Raw genomic sequence first — 18,640 nt, 5'->3', positions numbered from 1 at the left:
TATGCCATTATTGACAAAAAACCTGCAATCACAAAGCGCGCTGGAAAGCATGGTAAAACAAGCATTTCCTAATAAAAAACTTACTCATATCCAAGAGCTAACCGAGGGATTTTTTAACATTGCTTATGCTGTTTCTTTCGAGGATGGCTCACAGAGTGTCCTCAAAATCGCCCCCCACCCCGATACAACGGTTATGACTTATGAAAAACACATCATGGCGACCGAGGTTGCGTGCATGAAGATCGTTGTTGAAAAGAGTGCTGTACCTTTGCCAAAAGTGCAGTTCAGCGATTTTTCATGCACAATTTGCAATGCACCTTACTTTTTCATGGAAAAGATTGAGGGAAAAAGCCTCTCCATGCAAAAAGACGGCTTAAACGCTGACAAATTAAATGAGATTTATCGTGAAGCAGGCAAGCTGAACAAGCAAATAAATGCGATAACAAACAGCTTTTTCGGTTATCCAAGCCAAGCTGAATTTCCAGGTGATAACTGGCACAGCGTTTTTACAAAAATGCTGAAAGCAATGGTGCACAATGCTAAAAAAGTAGAAATAAAACTGCCTATTCCGCTTGATGAACTGTTCGGCATGCTTGAAAAACACAAGCTTGTTCTTGAAGAAGTCAAAACACCACAGCTTGTGCATTGGGATATTTGGGACGGCAATATTTTCATCAAAGATGGTAAAATTACAGGTATCATCGACTGGGAACGTTGCTTGTGGGGTGACGTTTTGATGGAAGTCGGCTTTCGCTCATATGCACAATCGGCGGATTTTTTAAGCGGCTATGGCACTCATAAATTCACACTTTCAGAACAAAAACGCATACTTTGGTATGATATTTATTTACTTTTAGTTGCCGCTCAAGAACACGTTTATCGAGGATATGAAGCAGATAACAGCTGGGCGATTTCTCTGATGAAAGAAAAATTCTCTGAACTTTTATCTAAAAAATAGTAGAAATAAATTTGCTAATCCCCCTTGACTTTGACGTCATGTCATAGTTTATACTATATTAAGAAAGGAGTGTATATGGAACATTTCGATGATAAATAACCATCCTAGAAAACGGCTAGGTTTTCGCACTCCCTTTGAAATGCTTTACAAGTTTTTTTGTTGCACTTGACTTGACAATCTTTACTTTATCTATGCTATAATTAAGGGAAATACACACTATTTACATAACATACAGATAATTTCAAATTTAATGGAGGACACAAGTGGGAAATTATATAATAGAAACAGAAGAGCTTGCACTAAGGGAATTAACTATGAATGATTTTCTGCCATGGCATCAAATATTATCAGATCAAGAGACAATGCAATATTATCCAAGCGTTTTTGACATGGATAAAACAAGAGGTTGGATTGACTGGAATCTTGATAACTATAGAAGATACGGCTTCGGTTTATGGGCTATTATTTTAAAGGATACAAATCAATTCATTGGAGATTGCGGAATCACCATGCAGAATATTTATGGTGATGGAAATTTGTTCCCTGAAATTGGCTACCATATTGATAAACATTTTCGGTGTAAAGGGTATGCTTCGCAGGCAGCAAAATCCTGTTTAAGGTTTGCTTTTAAAAACACGGGCTTTAACGAAATATTTTGTTATCAAAAATGTACCAATATACCCTCAAAAAGAGTGGCTGAAAAAATTGGTATGTTATTACGCAAGGAATATTCAGATGAGAAGAATACAAAGACAAGCGTTTATTCTATTACTAGAACAGAATTTTATGCGATGACATAAAAATTCAAATTCATCTTTTATAATTTGTGGTTCAAGCATTTTGTGGAGATGATTGTTTTGATGATTTTTTGATATATACGGCAAAGATGAATCATGGATTTGTATGTATACTTAGAATCATAGTGATACTAAAAGGAGTGGTATTTCACATGCTTATGCTACGAATGTTAGAAAATGAGGATATTGAAATAGTAGAAAAGTGGTTAAATCAAGAATATATTTCTAAATGGTTTGGCGATGCAAGCGATTGGCTGCATGAGATATATGAGAGAAATATAACTTATAAATATTTACGTCATTTTATTGCTCAAGATGGAGACAAGCCAATAGGATTTTGTCAATATTATAATTATAATGATTTACCAATTGAACACAGAGAAATACCCCAACCTACAGAAACATATGGTATAGACTATTTACTAGGAGATGAAAATTTGCTTGGAAAGGGGATTGGAAAGCAATTGGTACACTTAATCAGCCAAAAGTTGCTAGAAGAAAACGCAAAAGCAATTAGAATTATTGCCGACCCAACAATTGAAGATGGTAACATAAATATAGTCTCGATAAAAACGTTAGAGGCAAACGGGTTTAGGTTGGATAAAGAATCACGGTTATATATAAAAGACATTAATTAAGGATCTTGACTATAACAACACGTTGATATGTACGGCAAAGACAAATCATTGATTTAGATGTATACTTAGAATCATAGTAATATTAAAAGAGGTGTATATGAAAACAAACTACATTAAAATCATCAATGATTGTATTGCGTATATTGAGAAAAATTTAAAAGAGAATATAACAACAGAAGACATTCTCAACAAAACGTATTACTCATACCCTCATTTTCACAGAATTTTTAGGGATATAATCGGTGAATCGGTTAGTAGCTATATCCGTAAAAGAGCACTTTCTAGTGCTGCAAGTGATTTGTTTGCCGATGACAAAACAATAATTGAAATAGCCATGGACTATGGCTATGGTTCTCAGCAAACGTTTACTAGAGCATTTACAAGCATGTTTGGTATATCCCCTCAAAAATATCGAGAAAAAGGAATGTTAGATGATTTATATAAGCCATTTATAGTTTCATCATCAAGCAGCATTCCTGTGAAGATTACGCCTATTGCGATTGAAACGCTCCCCGCCATGAAAGTAGCTTCATTTCATTCATACAACGATAAACTATCAATGAAAAATCAGCTTTCACAATGGAATAAAGTTGTTTCAAAGGCGTGGGGCGGCTTAATCAAATGGCAGATGTCCTATGAATATCAAAAGAAATATGGACAAACAAATAAGTTGCCAACCACAACAAATCTAGGACAATTTATGGTTGATAATAACTTGCATTTGCCACCTAATACACGATACTTTGGATTTACATGTCCATTTCCTTTTCTCGATACAGAGTATGGATATGAGGCATGGGCTGTGTTAGGTAATTATTCAGAAAGCTCCCCCTTATTTTTAGATGAATTCGGAGTGGAAGTGAAAGAGTTTTTCGGAGGATTATATGCCGTTGCTGAAGCAACATATGGAGAGAGTTCAGATTTAGATGATGCATGGAAAGCGCTTCATTACTGGATAGACAAGAATGATAAGTATGATTATGGGGAACATCAGTGGCTTGAGGAGCATATAACAAAACCCTATGTGGGCGGTTTTCACTCATTCAAGCTATTTATGCCTATAAAATTTTAGACTGTATCATAATGGAAAACATGCAATAAAATTGTTATGAATAGGCATGGCTGATGTTTCGTGCTAACCACTGATTTCTGTCATATATTCACACGATACCTCATGGGTGCAAAATCACTCATGTTGAAAAACAAAAAATGTGATTATATGTTAATTGACGTGATTTGCCACATTATTTAAAGCTTTGGTAAGATAATATGATATATTGTCTTACCGCAAATTCTAAGTATATAATGGGACCAAGACTTATCTTGGTCCCATTATATACTTAGAATTGCGTCTACCTGATTTTCAATGCGCTTTTTTGGCAGGTTGATTATGGCACACCTCGTTAAGGGTTGCGTGTGATGCAGACCTCAAAACAGCATGTAATTTGCCTCAATGTTTGTCCATATGTATATTGCATTTGCAGTTTCATTTAGTTGTCAGGGTACACCAGTAGGACAAGCTTTCATTAATTTCATCCCGCTAAAGATTAAAATGCAATAATACTTGTCATACACAATGTTTTCTATTTACCATGGAAACATCGGATTTATTTAAACACTTAATCTGTGTGAAAAAGCATTCAAAACAAGAGAAAAGGGCTTTCAGATATTTCCATCTAAAAGTCCTTGAAATGTATGTCAAGGTGTGGTATATTCTACACCAAGAACGCTTCCATAAGTCTTTATAATAGATGTCTGATTCATCTGTTGTAAGGGCACATGCCAAAGTTAGTTGGTCGCTAGCTTTGGTTGTGGGAGCTTTTTATTTTTCTGTTTTATTCCATTATTCACTTGTTAAAAAGTCAATAACACTTTTAATGATTTTTTTCAAGGATAAAACTGTTTTCCAAGCTATATTAAGGACTGGAGAACAGTTTTGTTTTTATTCATTTCTAAAAGCATAAGCAATCTGATTTTGTAAATAAGAGATATCCGGAGTTACATACCTAGACATTGTAAAAGCCGGGCTTGTATGACCAAGAATATCAGATAAAGCCTTTATATCAGCTCCACTCTCCAGAAATCTAGTTGCAAAAGTATGTCGCATGATATGAGGGGTAAAGGCACAGGATAATTGTGACAGCTCTTTTGCTTTTTTAAAAGTGTACCGTATTTGGCCATTTGACAGTTTTTTACCTTTAGGATTGCAAAATATATATGGTGACTTGTTTTTGTTTAGAAAATAATTATGATGTAGTATTAGATTTGCTTTAGCTGAGAGAGGAATGATTCGAATACCCTTATCAGTTTTACTTTTTCGCACATAAATAATTTTTTGCTTTTTGTCCCAATCATTCCAAGTTAATTCAACTAGTTCTTCTCTACGAATTCCAGTTTTTAAGAGAAAAAAGATAATGCTGCTTCGCCAAAACTCAAGCTGACTATAGATATTTTCTACAGTGGCTTGGTTTTCTTTTGATAATGCACTAACTTTTTTTTCGGGAGCATAGGGGAGAACCTCAGTCATTTGAATAGGATTGGAGATACAAACTTCATTCAAAACAGCATACTTATATATTTTGGAATACAGATTTTTCACCTGTTTTACCGATGATTTAGAGTAATGACCAACACAAACAAGGTCATTTAAGAGTCTTTGAAATTCTAATCCTTTTAAATCTTGCAGTAAAATATCTTCAATTTTCAAGTTCATTTTGAGGACACGTTTTCTTATGTACTGATAAGTTATCAAGGTGCTTTCACGTATATGGTAGGGAGCATATTCGCTAAACCAAACATCCGTCCACTCTCTAATTGTATATTCATCATTGTTTTTGCATAGTTGGCTCATGTCTGAATTCTCCTTTATTATCACTATTCAGAATTATAACACCGGATACTTTCGAACGGAACACAAACTGGGTGTGTTAATAACTTAAATTTTTCAACGATTTGGTAAGCTTTTGAAATCCAGTGAGATTGAGAAGAGAAAAAGTTGTGTTTATGCGCCAAAATTAATATACTTGCAAAGAAACTTTTCCACCTCCATGAAGTGTTATTATCGGCTGGACAGTCCTCTCGTTTTTGCGATATTTCTGCTTCGATAACCTCTGCAGTATAATGTTTATACGGCACAATACAATCGGGTATTTCAGTATGCAATTTCCTACATCTCTGGCATCTTAATCTTCTCAGGCAATAAATTTCCGTTATTCCTGCTTGATTAATAACTTTTCTAGGCTTGCTATCTCTGACGTATAAAAATCCACCACAGACCGAGCAACAGCATTTTTCATTCGTTTTCACTCGAATAAAACCGTCAGCACACTCAATTCTGTCATAGCTTTTTATAACTACCATAGCAGTTCTCCTCTTGTGAAAAATTTACACGTAAAGTAAGTATATCTAATAAACATACTATAATTAACATATCTCGACATAATATGCTACAGTATCAAGGTGAAAAAGGCGCACTGCTCCCCAGACAAAATTAAGCTAAAACGGGTGCAAACATATCTACTGGCAAATTTATGTCATAATCATTGTCAACAGGGTCAAAAAAAGAGCCATGCTCCAATTCTTCCAAATTGTAGCTTCGCTCTGTTATCGTGACTTCCTCTGTCCAACGTTCATCCTGCAACCATTTCAAGGGATTGGCTCTATATCTCCCCTTTTCTTTTTGCCACTCATCGCATTTAGCGTGTTTTTTCATACCCTCAATGATTTCTTCAGCAAACTTACAATTCGTCACATTCAACGTCCACCACTCTCTGCATTCGGTCTTGTTTCTTTTCTTGGGAGTTACTTCCCAGAACTCCTTAAAAGATTTGTCAATTTCAGTTTTGTCTGAAGAAGTATGTGTATCTCTGTATGTATATTTAAAGTCTTTATATATACATTCTGCTTTTGAGAAGTCTAGAATTCCCATATTAGGAATTCTAGACTTTTGTTTTTCAGAATTCTTAGATTCTGATTTCCTGAATTCAGAGTCAGAAACAAAAAGCCGAGGTTTCTTAATTGGCTTATTTGGCGAAGTATCAGGGATTAAATTACATTCTTCCTGATCAGGTGATGGAGAATCTTGTACAGCTGCTGTGGCAAAATTCTTCACGTAGATAATTGTGGGCAGACCTTGACCACGTTTATATTTCTCAATCAGTCCAATTGCTACAAGCTCGTTTAGCGACTTTACAGCCTTACTGTTACCGCAGCAGAGTGTTTCTTTTATCTCTTCAATTGTAAAGATAATGTACGAGCGATTCTGTTTATCAATCCAGTTGCTTTTCTGTGAGAGTGCATTACGGCTTAAGAGGATACTGTATAAGATTTTGGCAGTGTCTGATACCAAACGATAGGCAGGGTTGGTAAATAACACTTTTGGTATTGAAAAGAAACTGTATTGCTCGGCGCTGTTGCCGTAAAAGTAGTCTAGGTTCAAGTTTTTCATTTTTTATTTCTCCTTTATTTTGAAAATGGGCAAAAGAAAAGACCTGAGTGAAACCTCAGGTCTTAGTGTTAATATTATTTAAATGTGTTCTAAGATTAAATTTGCATTATTACTTCATGAACTTAATTATCCCAATTTGTACCTCACTTATTTTCATTATGCTTTATCTAAGTTATGCTATCATGAAGGCAGTTTTGATTTAAGTTAGTTTACAGATTTATCTCAGATTAGAAAGGAGACTGTGCTAACAAAAAGTAGGCACAGTCTCTTTGATTAAATTATTTATTTTGTGCTAAAGCTCCTCATCGCTATCATAAGTATAGGGAATGATTTTTGTAAAGTAAATCATGACAATTTGGATTATTGAAATAGAGATAGGCAACAACCAAATTAAGTTAGTATCTTCAAACATGAAAAAGATTGAAACAACCATTGGCAATAAAAAGAGGGAAATTTTGTCATCCGAAGCCTTCAACTTAACTTTTTGCTTGCAGTGAGGGCATTGATGCCCATACCAATCATGCATAAGAAAGAATTTTCGAAAACAAGAAATTTTCGAATGGCAAAGCGGACATCGATTATGAGATATTCCTTTATCCTCAATATGTGGAATTATCTTTAAAAAATAGAAATTGAATAGTTCAAATAAAAAGAATAGAATAGGCAGATAAAATTTAAAACCAGACTCCCAAACTAAAAAGGAAGATACAGCCATTAGAAAAATAATAAGTATGGTTGCCTTGTATCCAGAGTTTTTTAGTGCAATATTTTGTTGGCAGTGTGGACAAGGATATCCATGCTCTATATTCATATGCCATAACTTATGAATATAGTTGATTTTTCCGTAGCAATGAGGGCATTTATTGTGTGACATTATTTTCTCCCAACATTAATTTAACTTATATCATACTCTCTTTTGTTTACTTCGTCATTATAGGCAAAACGCTTTAGATTACTGTGTCCGGGAAATCCATCATAAACATTCCCTCTGCTTAAAGATTCAACTCCAGCCGCAAAATGATATCGAACAGAGTAGTTTTCGTCCAAATCTTCCGATAAAATAGTCAAATTTACCGTGTAATCATTTTCCGTACAAGTAGGACCTTCAAACAGAGTTTTAATTGAAAAGAGAATGTCCACGGCAGCGCTAATTTTCTTTATTTTTAGATATTTTTCACTTTTGGGAGTAAGATCGCCTAATAAGCTATTGCCATATGTCATAAGGATTTCAGTACCCGACACATCAGTGGCACCGGGATGTTCCTGTGCCAATAAATCACCGACAATAGAAAGCATATATGAATATGGAGGAGGTGCTAAAAAAGATATGATAGGATATAAAATATTCATTACATTCCATTCTGCCACACAATCTCCCTGTGAAACATTAACAATGAAATTAGCGTCATTAGCAGCAGTATACTCTTTTTGATATTTGCCTCCAGCACCCTGATATTCATATTTAGTACTATTTTCAGGGAGACTTCGAATTTCATCGATGGCATATAAAATAGATTCCGCTCTACGAGGTGACGGTTCCACTTGTACCAAATACTCATGATACAGTGCAGCAACAGTCAGATAATCACTTTTATTTAAAACAGATTTATCCTGCAATGCCGGAGATTTTACTTTATAACCGCATTTTTTGCAGTGATAATATCCATCCGATTGATTAATTTCCATGTCATGATGATTGACATTCCTATAGTTGCTACCTCCACATAACGAACTGACAGAGATTTTGCAAGAGGCACTTTTACCCTCAATGGTCACAGTTATGGTAGCTGTACCGGCTTTTGTAGCCACTATTTTGCCAACCGAATTTACATCTACTATACTACTATCACTGGAATACCATGTCAAGACTTTATTAGTGGCATTTGAAGGAACAACATTGGCTGACAATGTAATTTCTTCTCCCATTACTAAATTAGCAGATGTTTTGTTCAGTGTAACATTGGTTACGGGCACATTAGGTGTACTACTATTTCCCATTACCACAATGGCCTGACGAGACAATCCCTGATAGGCCTCTTCCACAGCAGTTTTTGTGTAGTAAGTTCTGGGAGAGTTTCGCAGTGGGTCGTTGAAAATATAATGGTTGTCATCATAGCCTACTAACAGCAGACAATGTTCCGGTGCAACCCAGCGGATGGTCTTTCCGCCATATGTCCATGCTGCGCTGATGTAATGTGCTCTCATGCCCATGGTCGCCCATATGATGACAGGAATCCCTTTGTCGATATACTGCGAGCATAGATTTTGCATGGACAATCCGCTCACTGTTTTAGCGTAGTGTGATGTTCCTGTCAATGCTTTGTCCAACGCCTTTTTGATAACAGGAGCATAACAGCCGTAAGAAGAATCTGATCTCGGATTACCACCGAACGAAACATTGGGGTCAAACGGAAGGGACGTTTTGTACAGATACGAATCAATGAATTTATCGACTGAAATATTGATTCCCGCATATTTCAAGGCCATCACTGTACTGACACTTTCACAGCCTGTCGGATAGGATGGAATTTGTGAAATAAACGGAGCTGAAATGAGTTTGTATTTTCCTGTAGGAGTTGGCTCGCCCGTATACATCTGATTTTCTTCAAAGATTCGGATTTCGACACCGCTAATGTCTTTGCCGTCAATTCCTGCATAATAGCTTTGCGTGTCAAGGGCACCGTCCAATTTGTATTTGGTCTGCACAGTCTGCATCCACTCAGGGTCGGCATTACTCACCCACGGCAGCCATCTTCCGTCTGTATAGGTTCGATACATGACAACCACACCGCTTGTCAGCTTCGTTCCATCGGTTTTGTAGACTTGAATGTTCAGCAGTTGAACAGGCTTGCCCGGGGAACCTGCATAATCATTTTCTGTACTGGTGACAAAAGGATAATAGCCTGATTTTCCAGAATTCCATGTTCGATATTGCAGGTAATACGGTTTCCCTGTTGTTTGAATTTTAATGCCGTCCATTTTGGAGAGAACCATGCCGGTAAATTCTTTCCAAGTAGAACCATTCAGATAGCTCAATGGAGCGGAAACTTCGTTACCCGCCAGACCTCCTATAGAAGAAGCCGTTGTCTTGCCGTCAAATACTCGGATTTCGACACCGTTGATGTTCTTGCCACCAATGCCGGCATAGGCAGAAGAGTAATCCAGTTCGCCATCCAAATTGTACTTGCTTTTTACGCTGTCCATCCATTCAGGGTCAGCATTACTCACCCAAGGCAGCCATCTGTTTTCTACACGAACACGGTAGAGAACCACAATACCTGTAGTCAGTTTTGTGCCGTCGTTGGCATACGCACGAATGCTCAGTCGCTGAATCGGCTTTCCGACAGAACCCGCATAATCATTTTCTTTGCTGGTTACCGTGGGGTAGTAGTAGGACTGCCCTTCGTTCCAAGTTTCATAAGCGAGATAGTAAGCTTTGTCAGAACCAGTCTGCATTTTGACACCGTCAATGTGAGAAGCCGTTATGCTGCCGGTAAAGCTTTTCCATGCGGAACTGCCATCTGTCATGCAGCTAAGACCTGCACCCGTTTCACCGCCGGTAAAGCTGCCGCCTCCTGCGTTAGAAGAATCTTCTTCTAAGATTCGGATTTCAACACCTTGAATATTTTTGCCATCGATTCCGGCATAACCGGAACTGGTGTCGAGTGAACCGTCCAAGCTGTATTTGCTCTTCATATTCTGCATCCACTCGGGGTCGGCATTACTGACCCATGGCAGCCATCTGTCTTCCACTCGCACTCTGTACATGACAATGACACCCGACGTCAGCTTTGTGCCGTCATTCTTGAAAGCACTGATGGTGATTTTTTGAATCGGCTTACCGGGAGAACCAGCATAGTCATTTTCTCTGCTTGTTACAACTGGATAGAATGCTGTCTTTCCTTCATTCCAAGTTTGATAGGTCAAATAATAATCTTTGTTAGCAGCAGTCTGAATCTTGATACCGTCAATGTGTGAAGCGACCGCTGCACGGTCAAATCCATACCACTTTGAGCCATCATCCAACATATAGCTCAGGGCAGAAGTCGTGTTTTCTCCCCCTGTGAAATTGCCCAGAGAGCCGGCTTCAAATACCAAAATCTGAATTCCCTGAATATTTTTACCGGGCTTACCTGCATAAGAAGAGGCGGTATCCAATGACCCACCCAATGCATATTCCTTTGATACACTGTACATCCATTCTGGGTCGGCATTACTAACCCATGGCAGCCAACTATTATCAACATAAGCCCGATACATCACCACAATACCGGAACTCAGTTTTGTTCCGTCTTTGCGATAGGCCTGAATCTGAATTTGCTGAATAGGTTTTCCGGAAGCTCCGGCATAGTCATCTTCTTTACTGGATACATAAGGATAGTAGTCTGTCTTACCTTGGTTCCAAGTTCTGTACATCAAATAGTATTCACTGGACTTTGTCTGAATCTTAATACCATCCATAGCATTACGAGTGATATTATTGAAACTTTTCCATGAACCACCGTTCAAATAGGACAATTGAGCATTTTTGTAAACATCAGTAACCGATTTACTCATATTAACCTCCTGATATATAATTTTGATTAAATGAACAGGCAGAATATACTGTTTGCTCATCTATGAAGGAGCTCTCTTCACTTATCCCTCTAAAACATAAAAAAGTTGCCCTCTAAAGAGCAACTTTTCTGAAAAGAGGAACTATGTTTCCTCTTTATACCTGATTTCTTTTTATATGAAGGCAAAGTAAAAGACCTGAGTGAAAACTCAGGTCTTGATGATATTTCTCATCTTTATTGTGATTGTGCAAGTGATTGATTATAGACATAATGAGTAGCTCGGAGAATTTTAGAGATGCTGAGTTTGTTCATAATGTAGAGCTCTGACAATCTATGCTTCGAATAAATTCATACTCTATTGTTTCAAAATATTTATTCCAAAAACCTCTCGCATTTGGGTTTGCTGTTCCATGTTCTACCCAGTCATATTGTATGTAACGAGCAAGCAAATCATTTTCTAAACAACTCAGTAATGCTTGTGCTATTAATAAGCCTCTATACTCCGGTATTACAAACGCTTCCCCTACATTTACAGAAGTTGATTCAGCAAATATCAAACCAAGATTATCCTGATTGGCTTCAATAATTCCGATTATTTTATTTTTATCTTCTGCAATGTATACCAGAGTATTATCATCAGTCAAAAAATCCATGTAAACACTTTCAGTAAACTCGTTACAAGGATAAAAAACGGGGCTCTTTTTCAAATGGTCAAGCAACTGTTTCAATAATTCCCATATATCATTCCATCTTATCATTAACTCATCTTTTAATATTTTTCTGACGGTAACAGTACTATTGTGTTCAATTTTTTTAATACAACGTACAGCTTTTTCACATATAACACCAAATTGCATATATGAAAAAAGTTTTTGTGTTTCATAATCATGTGCGTATAAATGGACAGAAAAATCTATTTTTATACCTGTTACAATTTGTTCGGCTAAATATATAAATAAATAGTTTATAATCTTTTCAGACTTATCCTTATTTGAACCGTATCCCCACACAGGAATATCACACCTGAGTTCGTCATTAATATTTTTTATTGAATATAGAATAAAACCTTTACAAATATCATCTTCGGTTGCTACTATACATTTTGCTGCTTCAAAATTAGGCTTAAAAAAATTATAAAAGTCTGATTTTGATTTTCTTGGAAGAAATGTGTGATGCGTAAGCTCAACAGAGTATTTTTCATATGCCATATTGAAAACATCATCGAAATATTTAGCTGAATCATTTGTAATATTCATATAAATCCACTCCAGTAAAACACTTATAATATTTATATTGTGTAATTTGTTCTTCGTAGCGAATAAACAAACTATGCAGCTTGATAAATGAAAACTTTGAAATCTGAACTATTCTCAAAAAAGTAGGGCAGTTTATTCTTTTTTTCGTGTCAAGCAAATTCCAGTAATTGCTCCAATCAAGATAATCGGTGCTAATCTGAAAAACAGCCATTCAAATGCGTGAAAAGTTACTCCGACAACAGCGGTTTCAGGGTCATGATAATCCCAACCTAAGTAAGGACTATTTAATACTATTAGGAACGCAAAAATCATTACTATAACTGTACACAATGAGATAAATAGCCAATGAAGCATTTTCCTTCTCGCAGTTTTCCTTTGTGCAAGTTGTAAATTAATAATTTCTAATTTTTCAGAAATCGCTTTCAAATCATTCACTTTCGGCTCTATCACAGTTTCTCCAAGCAGAGTGCTTACCGGTATTTCAAGTGATTCTGATAGGGAAATCAGCATATCAGAATCGGGGACAGATAATCCTTGTTCCCATTTGGAAATGGTTTGCCGAACCACATTCAGCTTGATAGCAAGTTCTTCTTGCGAAAGCCCTCTTGATTTTCTAATTGCCTTTATGTTTTCATTTAACATGATAGATAACCACCTTTAAGTTGTTACCATAATTGTATGAAGTACTGTCCATTGCTGCAAGCAACGTAAATTAACATTCATGTTTTATAGTCATGGTAAGCTATTAGATATGTTGGTGGGGGAAGAGCTAAGGTCTGTAGATTGTTCTCGGTATCATCTATTTATCCAAGTAAAAAACAAAATTCAATTTATCGAGCTTCCCTTAATTTGCTATGATTAGCTTGTCCATTATAAACATTAGACGAAGATTATGATTGACACCCAAGTTCGTGTAATGCTCATTTTTGAGAGTTATATTCTATAATTTTATTTGCACAGTAATCTACCAGTGTTTTAAAAACGAGTTCAACAGTCGAACTGTTTCTTTCGTATCCCGCTGGGTTTCCAGCATATCCAAGTGGTGCAACACTTTTTACATTTTCTCCACCAGAAAGCCATACAGAGAGACCGTTTTTTGTCAATGAATAAGATTTCAACGGTTTAATAATTTCTTTACGAACAGCAAGGGGATAAAAATAATCCATTGCTGCTGTTTCAAAGGCACCTGCATGGATGTCAAACAAATCTTTTTTATCTGCATCATCCTCAACAAAAAGTTCCGGTGGATACTCCGCACTATCTAACAAAATGTAATCCTCTTTACCAGACAATCCTAATGGATATAAATCATATGGTTCCATTAATAAGCGGATATTCATGTTGAATTTTTCATTTGCCGACTTTATTGAATCGAGTATGGTCTTAATATGTAAGGCATCTCCATGATAATTTATACAGTACACCTGATTAAAGCCAAACTGATGTAAATTTTCAAATATGTCGATTAATACCATTGTCATAGTCTCTGGTTTGACAGAAAATGTTCCCGGAAATGAACCTGTACAATGATTAATTCCCCAATAATATGGTGGTGCAATTAAACAATCTGTTCTTTTCTCATTTAACGCATCTTTTATCATTTTGCATATGGCGTAACTCCAATAAATATCTGTTCCTAATGGCAAATGTGGTCCATGCTCCTCAATAACGCCCAAGGGAAATAGAACAGGTACTTTTTCTTTGCCTTTCTCCTCAATTTCCAACCAATTCATATCAGCTATTGTGTCTGAAAATATAGAATAATTCATGGTACTCCATCTCCTATCATGTATGCATAGTATGAATAATATCAGCGTATTAGAACTTTATCTAATTGCTATAATCACCAGTTCCTTATTTAATGCCATAAAGTAAATAGCTAGTATAACAAATAATAGCACAGTTTATTTGAATCCTCAACAGATATATAGATTGAATGCTTAATGGGTACATTTTTTAAATTTTTATAGAATTTATAGGATTACGTTGTTTTGAGTTTATCATCATGCTCAATCATTACCCAATTACCGTAGGAATCTGACCATCTGGAAATGACGACTGTTTCATCTGCAGAAGCCATAATCGGTGTACCACCCGGTGCGCCAATGTCGATAGCGCCGTGAGCATCTTCCCATGCACCTGTGATCGGATTCCACCGACCTCCAAAGGCACTGGTAATCCAATCTGTACCGTGCTCAGAGGGCAGCGGCCATGCAAAGCCATCTTTGCCGATATTGGGAGATAAACCAAAGCCATACAATAATTCTTTCCACATACTTGCGTTATTGTCAGATAGAAGCTCTTTTAGTAAGTTGTTTTGTTCCTCGTTAAAATGGTAATCTGCAGCCATTTCACTAGCAGTTTTACATTACCTTCGCAAGCATCGCGTTTGTCATGACACATGACAAACACACTTGTTAGGGGAGTCCCCCTAATATCCCCTTTCCAATTCCTAAATCATATTTTATTGAACAAGTATTTTTGATTTTGATCTAGGAAAAAGGATTAATAAGGTCCAGAAACCGAAGCGTTTTCGTTTGAAATTTCTTTTCTTCCTGATGGGTTTTCATTTTCTTTATCCTCTTTTTTCTTGTCCGGTTCTATATACTTTCTCATGATAACAGGGACATTTTTTCGATACAATCCGTCTAAGAATTCTGTCAATAGTTCATCTAAATCTTTCCCTTTTTCTGTCAAACAGAACTCTAAAACTTTCATTTTTTCATCAGGAAAGCTTAAATTCAGTTTCCCATTTGATTTACTGGCCATATTATTTTCTCCTCCCTTTATAAAATCGATGACAATAAATAAACCCACAAATAACAAGTAGCCATTCGATTATGATAAACAGGATTGTACTTGTTGTTATTGGTTTAAAAATTAGTTGTAAGACATCTAAACCTAACAGAAGAAGAGAAACCAGTCCTAACTTTTTCATAGTGCGGATATACTCTGCCTCATTTGTACTGGAACTATTTTCTTCAGTATCAGCCATACAGCCACATCCTTTTTGATTCATAATAGCGCAGAAAAAACAAAAACCGCTCATTAAATAATGAACGGTTCAGATTTATACCTATTTATTTTTATCGTTCCTTATTTCGCCTTTCCTGCCGCTCTAACGTTTTTGCCCATGTTTTTTCTGCCTGATTTTTCAAGAAACTATGCATGGAAATCAAATCTTCATCTTGGTCATAATGCTCAAGTGCTTTATAATACCCATTCTTGTCCTCATCATAAATGATGATAGGAGGATGACTATGTGTCATCAAAAAATAGTTTAGTAATGTACGGCCAACACGTCCGTTACCATCGGCAAACGGGTGAATATATTCAAACCTTGCATGAAAATAGGCAGCAACCTTTAACACATCCTTATTCGAATATTCATTCATTTCTTCTAACAAGTCTTGCAAATCAGCTTCTACATCTTCAGGAAAAGAGCCGACTTCATGAATACCTGTTACATAGTCATGCTTTTTAAATTCACCGGGACGTTCACCATTTTCAATATATCGACGTTCATCATAAGTGCCACTGGTCAAAATTCTATGAATTTCTTGGATTAAATCAACGGTTATTGGCTCTTTGTCTACAATCTTTTTCTTGAGATATTCATAGCACAGTTTTTGATTTTCTTGTTCAAAAAGTGCTTTCGTGTTACCTGTATAACCACTCACTTTACCGTTCTCAAAGATTTCTCTCGTATCATGATACGTAATCTCTTCGTTTTCAATTCTACCTGAATTGTAGGCAAAGAGGACACGAAAACTACTTAAATATCGGTCAAGGCCGTGCGGGTCATTTAAATTATAGGATTGCCAGAGCTTTACGATTTTTTCATATTCACTCATCAAAAACACCTCTTTCAGCTTACCAAAAAACTAATACGCATAAAACTATTTTTTCAATGAATCTAACTTGTTGGATTCTATTATACCACATAATTTAGATTGTCTAACAAGAATATTACCGTGAAACTGTTTGTTTTTCAGGTGTCTTTAAAAGTCCCTTTTCTCTTTTAATAGAAACAAGATAATCATTTATGTCTTTGCAATCTCCGGTGGGAGAAAAGATACCACAAGTATACTGACCTTGCACAATTTTCTTAATAGTAAGACTGGCAGCACGCCTCACTTCATCATTATCAATGTGTAGGTTCAGCTGCTTGATGTGAGGATAATCTTTTAGAAATCGTTCTAAGCCTACAGGCAGTTTAGGCGAATCATCTCCTTTTTTGGGAGCATAAACACCTGCCAGAGAGAGTAAATTGTACTGCTTAAAATCTTTACCTTTCATATGGAGAAGTGTTGCATAAGACATCACGTCAATGGCTGCTTCAAATAAATGCAGCACTTCATTTGGTTTTACCGCAGGCATGGAAAACGAATATTTCTTATCACTTCCTACAGCATCGACCTTGAAGTTCGAACCAGTGGCTGTTCCTCTTTTGGCTGCATATTTCGGTGTACCGGATAAATCTTTTCCCACAAAAACAGCATTGTGATGATTCTTACATTCATATACTAGCCCTTGCTTCATACAATAGGAAATCACTTCTTTGTCAATTCCTCTGCTCATGAGGTACGCAAACACACGTTTGGAATTGCTGTTCTTTTCCGGTAAATCTAATTCTTTTTTTACTTCTTCTACCTCAGCATAATGATACACAGGGGGGATAGCAGCCGTTCTGTCTGTAATTTGTTCAACGGCTTGGCGAAAGGTTAAGCCTCTCACTTTCATGAGAAAATCCAAAGCGTTTCTTCCACCTACCCCTTGTGAAAACCAGTTCCACAAACCCTTTCCAGAGATTTTTAAGCTGTCATGTGAACGCAGACAATACGTATTTCCTGACAAGTGTTTCAGCTCCTGCGGTTCGTAGTTTCGAAGATAGCTAAGTAAATCCATTTGCCGAGCTTCTTCTATCTGCTCTTCAGGGATATATCCATTTCCCATTTTTTTACCTCCTTTATTTTAATTTAGATATGGAAAAGTCGTTTGTATGAGTGAATATCTCATACAAACGGTTTTCAAAACAATTTTTACATCCTATCTTTCATAGTCAGTTCTCTTTGGCTTTTCATGAAAACTGACAGGATTCATGTTTAGCTTTGAAAAATTCAGCTCTAAAGGTTTTATCAATTATCTTTGCTTTTCGTTCTTTCATTATGGTCTTAAGGAATAATTTGTGGGTGTCAGATAGATAAGGAGTGGTATCAATAATAGAATTGATTTGAGCAAAATTTATTTTACTTCCAACATTTTTCAGAGCTCCTAAGCAAGCTTGATTTTCATTTTCCTGCAAAAAATCAGCATAGTTTATTTTCTTCCCCTTATGCTTAATTGCTGAAGTTGGATAAACATATATCCTCTCGTCAATTTCTTTTCTATCATTTAAAACCATTTTCATGCGGTTTTCTTCAATTTGAGGATATAGACACGAACCACAATCAAATACGGGAGCGGCTTCACGATTCCTAACTTTTGGTTAATAAGGAATCCCCAATTACCATTATGCCGATCAAAGTTCCCCAGCAGAGCATCTCCGATAAACATATTCCAGAAGAAATTCTCTAGCTCAATCGGTGATAGAATCTGCTGTTTCTGAATGGTATTAAGAATATCAGAAAGCTCAGTTCCATAGCCATTCTGTTCTGTTCACTAACAATGATGGCATTCTTGAGTTGAGCAAACTCCTTGAGTTCAAATCCTCCGCCAGTAAAATCTTTGCAAGCCACTACAATCTTATCCTTATATGTGCCCAAAATAGTTTCTTGTGTGTCCATACCAAGGCTTTTGAAAATTTGACAAGCAATATGCTCACTTATGCAACTATTGATATAACTTGTAACAGCCCTGGGTTTGGCTTTTGGAGGAAATTTCAGCATATAATCTTGCCCTTGATAGTTAATGCTGATTTTATTCCCGTTTGCTCCGCCAAATAATTTAAACTTATTTACCTGGCAATTTGTAAAATCCACACTCATT

The 18,640-nt window shown here is 36.4% G+C and carries 19 protein-coding genes; 4 read left to right on the top strand and 15 right to left on the bottom strand.

Annotated features, from left to right (window positions below; genetic code table 11):
* The first annotated feature begins 1 nt into the window (after nt 1).
* From CS931_RS08880 to CS931_RS08865, 4 genes are all read left to right on the top strand, one after another.
* Complete coding sequence (locus CS931_RS08880) at nt 2-958, top strand: phosphotransferase family protein (RefSeq protein WP_099205413.1); 957 nt, start codon at nt 2-4, stop codon at nt 956-958.
* A gap of 263 nt (nt 959-1,221) precedes the next feature.
* Complete coding sequence (locus CS931_RS08875; protein WP_242964955.1) at nt 1,222-1,758, top strand: GNAT family N-acetyltransferase; 537 nt, start codon at nt 1,222-1,224, stop codon at nt 1,756-1,758.
* A 149-nt stretch (nt 1,759-1,907) separates the two neighbouring features.
* Nucleotides 1,908-2,393 (top strand): GNAT family N-acetyltransferase, encoded by a 486-nt coding sequence (locus CS931_RS08870; protein WP_099205412.1) that lies wholly within the window; start codon nt 1,908-1,910, stop codon nt 2,391-2,393.
* A 97-nt stretch (nt 2,394-2,490) separates the two neighbouring features.
* A complete protein-coding gene (locus CS931_RS08865; RefSeq protein WP_099205411.1) occupies nt 2,491-3,465 on the top strand; it encodes a helix-turn-helix domain-containing protein in 975 nt (324 codons plus the stop codon).
* 870 nt (nt 3,466-4,335) lie between these two features.
* Here the strand turns inward: CS931_RS08865 and CS931_RS08860 are convergent.
* From CS931_RS08860 to CS931_RS12955, 15 genes are all read right to left on the bottom strand, one after another.
* Nucleotides 4,336-5,244: a tyrosine-type recombinase/integrase gene (locus tag CS931_RS08860; protein ID WP_099205410.1), complete on the bottom strand. Its 909-nt coding sequence runs from the start codon at nt 5,242-5,244 to the stop codon at nt 4,336-4,338.
* 23 nt (nt 5,245-5,267) lie between these two features.
* Nucleotides 5,268-5,753, bottom strand: a complete 486-nt coding sequence (locus CS931_RS08855; RefSeq protein ID WP_099205409.1) for a DUF6431 domain-containing protein — start codon at nt 5,751-5,753, stop codon at nt 5,268-5,270.
* Between the two features lie 130 nt (nt 5,754-5,883).
* Nucleotides 5,884-6,840: a replication initiator protein A gene (locus tag CS931_RS08850; RefSeq protein WP_099205408.1), complete on the bottom strand. Its 957-nt coding sequence runs from the start codon at nt 6,838-6,840 to the stop codon at nt 5,884-5,886.
* 292 nt (nt 6,841-7,132) lie between these two features.
* Nucleotides 7,133-7,714 carry a hypothetical protein gene (locus CS931_RS08845; RefSeq protein ID WP_099205407.1) on the bottom strand — a complete coding sequence of 194 codons (582 nt, stop codon included), beginning with the start codon at nt 7,712-7,714 and terminating at the stop codon, nt 7,133-7,135.
* A gap of 20 nt (nt 7,715-7,734) precedes the next feature.
* Nucleotides 7,735-11,397: a C39 family peptidase gene (locus CS931_RS08840; protein WP_159459782.1), complete on the bottom strand. Its 3,663-nt coding sequence runs from the start codon at nt 11,395-11,397 to the stop codon at nt 7,735-7,737.
* A gap of 307 nt (nt 11,398-11,704) precedes the next feature.
* Nucleotides 11,705-12,652: a GNAT family N-acetyltransferase gene (locus tag CS931_RS08835; RefSeq protein WP_099205405.1), complete on the bottom strand. Its 948-nt coding sequence runs from the start codon at nt 12,650-12,652 to the stop codon at nt 11,705-11,707.
* Between the two features lie 132 nt (nt 12,653-12,784).
* On the bottom strand, nt 12,785-13,294 hold the full coding sequence (locus tag CS931_RS08830; protein WP_099205404.1) for a helix-turn-helix domain-containing protein: 510 nt from the start codon (nt 13,292-13,294) through the stop codon (nt 12,785-12,787).
* 278 nt (nt 13,295-13,572) lie between these two features.
* A complete protein-coding gene (locus CS931_RS08825; RefSeq protein ID WP_099205403.1) occupies nt 13,573-14,421 on the bottom strand; it encodes a creatininase family protein in 849 nt (282 codons plus the stop codon).
* A 212-nt stretch (nt 14,422-14,633) separates the two neighbouring features.
* Nucleotides 14,634-15,002, bottom strand: coding sequence for a M23 family metallopeptidase (locus CS931_RS08820; RefSeq protein ID WP_099205402.1), 369 nt, complete (start codon nt 15,000-15,002; stop codon nt 14,634-14,636).
* Nucleotides 15,003-15,157: 155 nt separating this feature from the next.
* Nucleotides 15,158-15,421 carry a DUF6103 family protein gene (locus CS931_RS08815; RefSeq protein ID WP_099205401.1) on the bottom strand — a complete coding sequence of 88 codons (264 nt, stop codon included), beginning with the start codon at nt 15,419-15,421 and terminating at the stop codon, nt 15,158-15,160.
* Nucleotide 15,422: 1 nt separating this feature from the next.
* The gene (locus CS931_RS08810; protein WP_099205400.1) at nt 15,423-15,647 is read right to left on the bottom strand and encodes a hypothetical protein; all 225 of its coding nucleotides are present in this window, start codon (nt 15,645-15,647) and stop codon (nt 15,423-15,425) included.
* A 91-nt stretch (nt 15,648-15,738) separates the two neighbouring features.
* Nucleotides 15,739-16,506, bottom strand: a complete 768-nt coding sequence (locus tag CS931_RS08805; RefSeq protein ID WP_099205399.1) for a Fic family protein — start codon at nt 16,504-16,506, stop codon at nt 15,739-15,741.
* Nucleotides 16,507-16,621: 115 nt separating this feature from the next.
* The gene (locus tag CS931_RS08800) at nt 16,622-17,608 is read right to left on the bottom strand and encodes a DUF3991 and TOPRIM domain-containing protein (protein ID WP_099205398.1); all 987 of its coding nucleotides are present in this window, start codon (nt 17,606-17,608) and stop codon (nt 16,622-16,624) included.
* A 124-nt stretch (nt 17,609-17,732) separates the two neighbouring features.
* Complete coding sequence (locus CS931_RS12960) at nt 17,733-18,062, bottom strand: HipA domain-containing protein (protein WP_242964954.1); 330 nt, start codon at nt 18,060-18,062, stop codon at nt 17,733-17,735.
* Nucleotides 18,063-18,225: 163 nt separating this feature from the next.
* Nucleotides 18,226-18,639 (bottom strand): HipA domain-containing protein, encoded by a 414-nt coding sequence (locus tag CS931_RS12955; RefSeq protein WP_242964953.1) that lies wholly within the window; start codon nt 18,637-18,639, stop codon nt 18,226-18,228.
* Nucleotide 18,640: the final 1 nt, after the last annotated feature.

This window comes from Scatolibacter rhodanostii, assembly GCF_900197595.1.
GTDB lineage: Bacteria > Bacillota > Clostridia > Oscillospirales > Acutalibacteraceae > Scatolibacter > Scatolibacter rhodanostii.
This window is presented reverse-complemented; position numbering and strand designations above follow the sequence as displayed.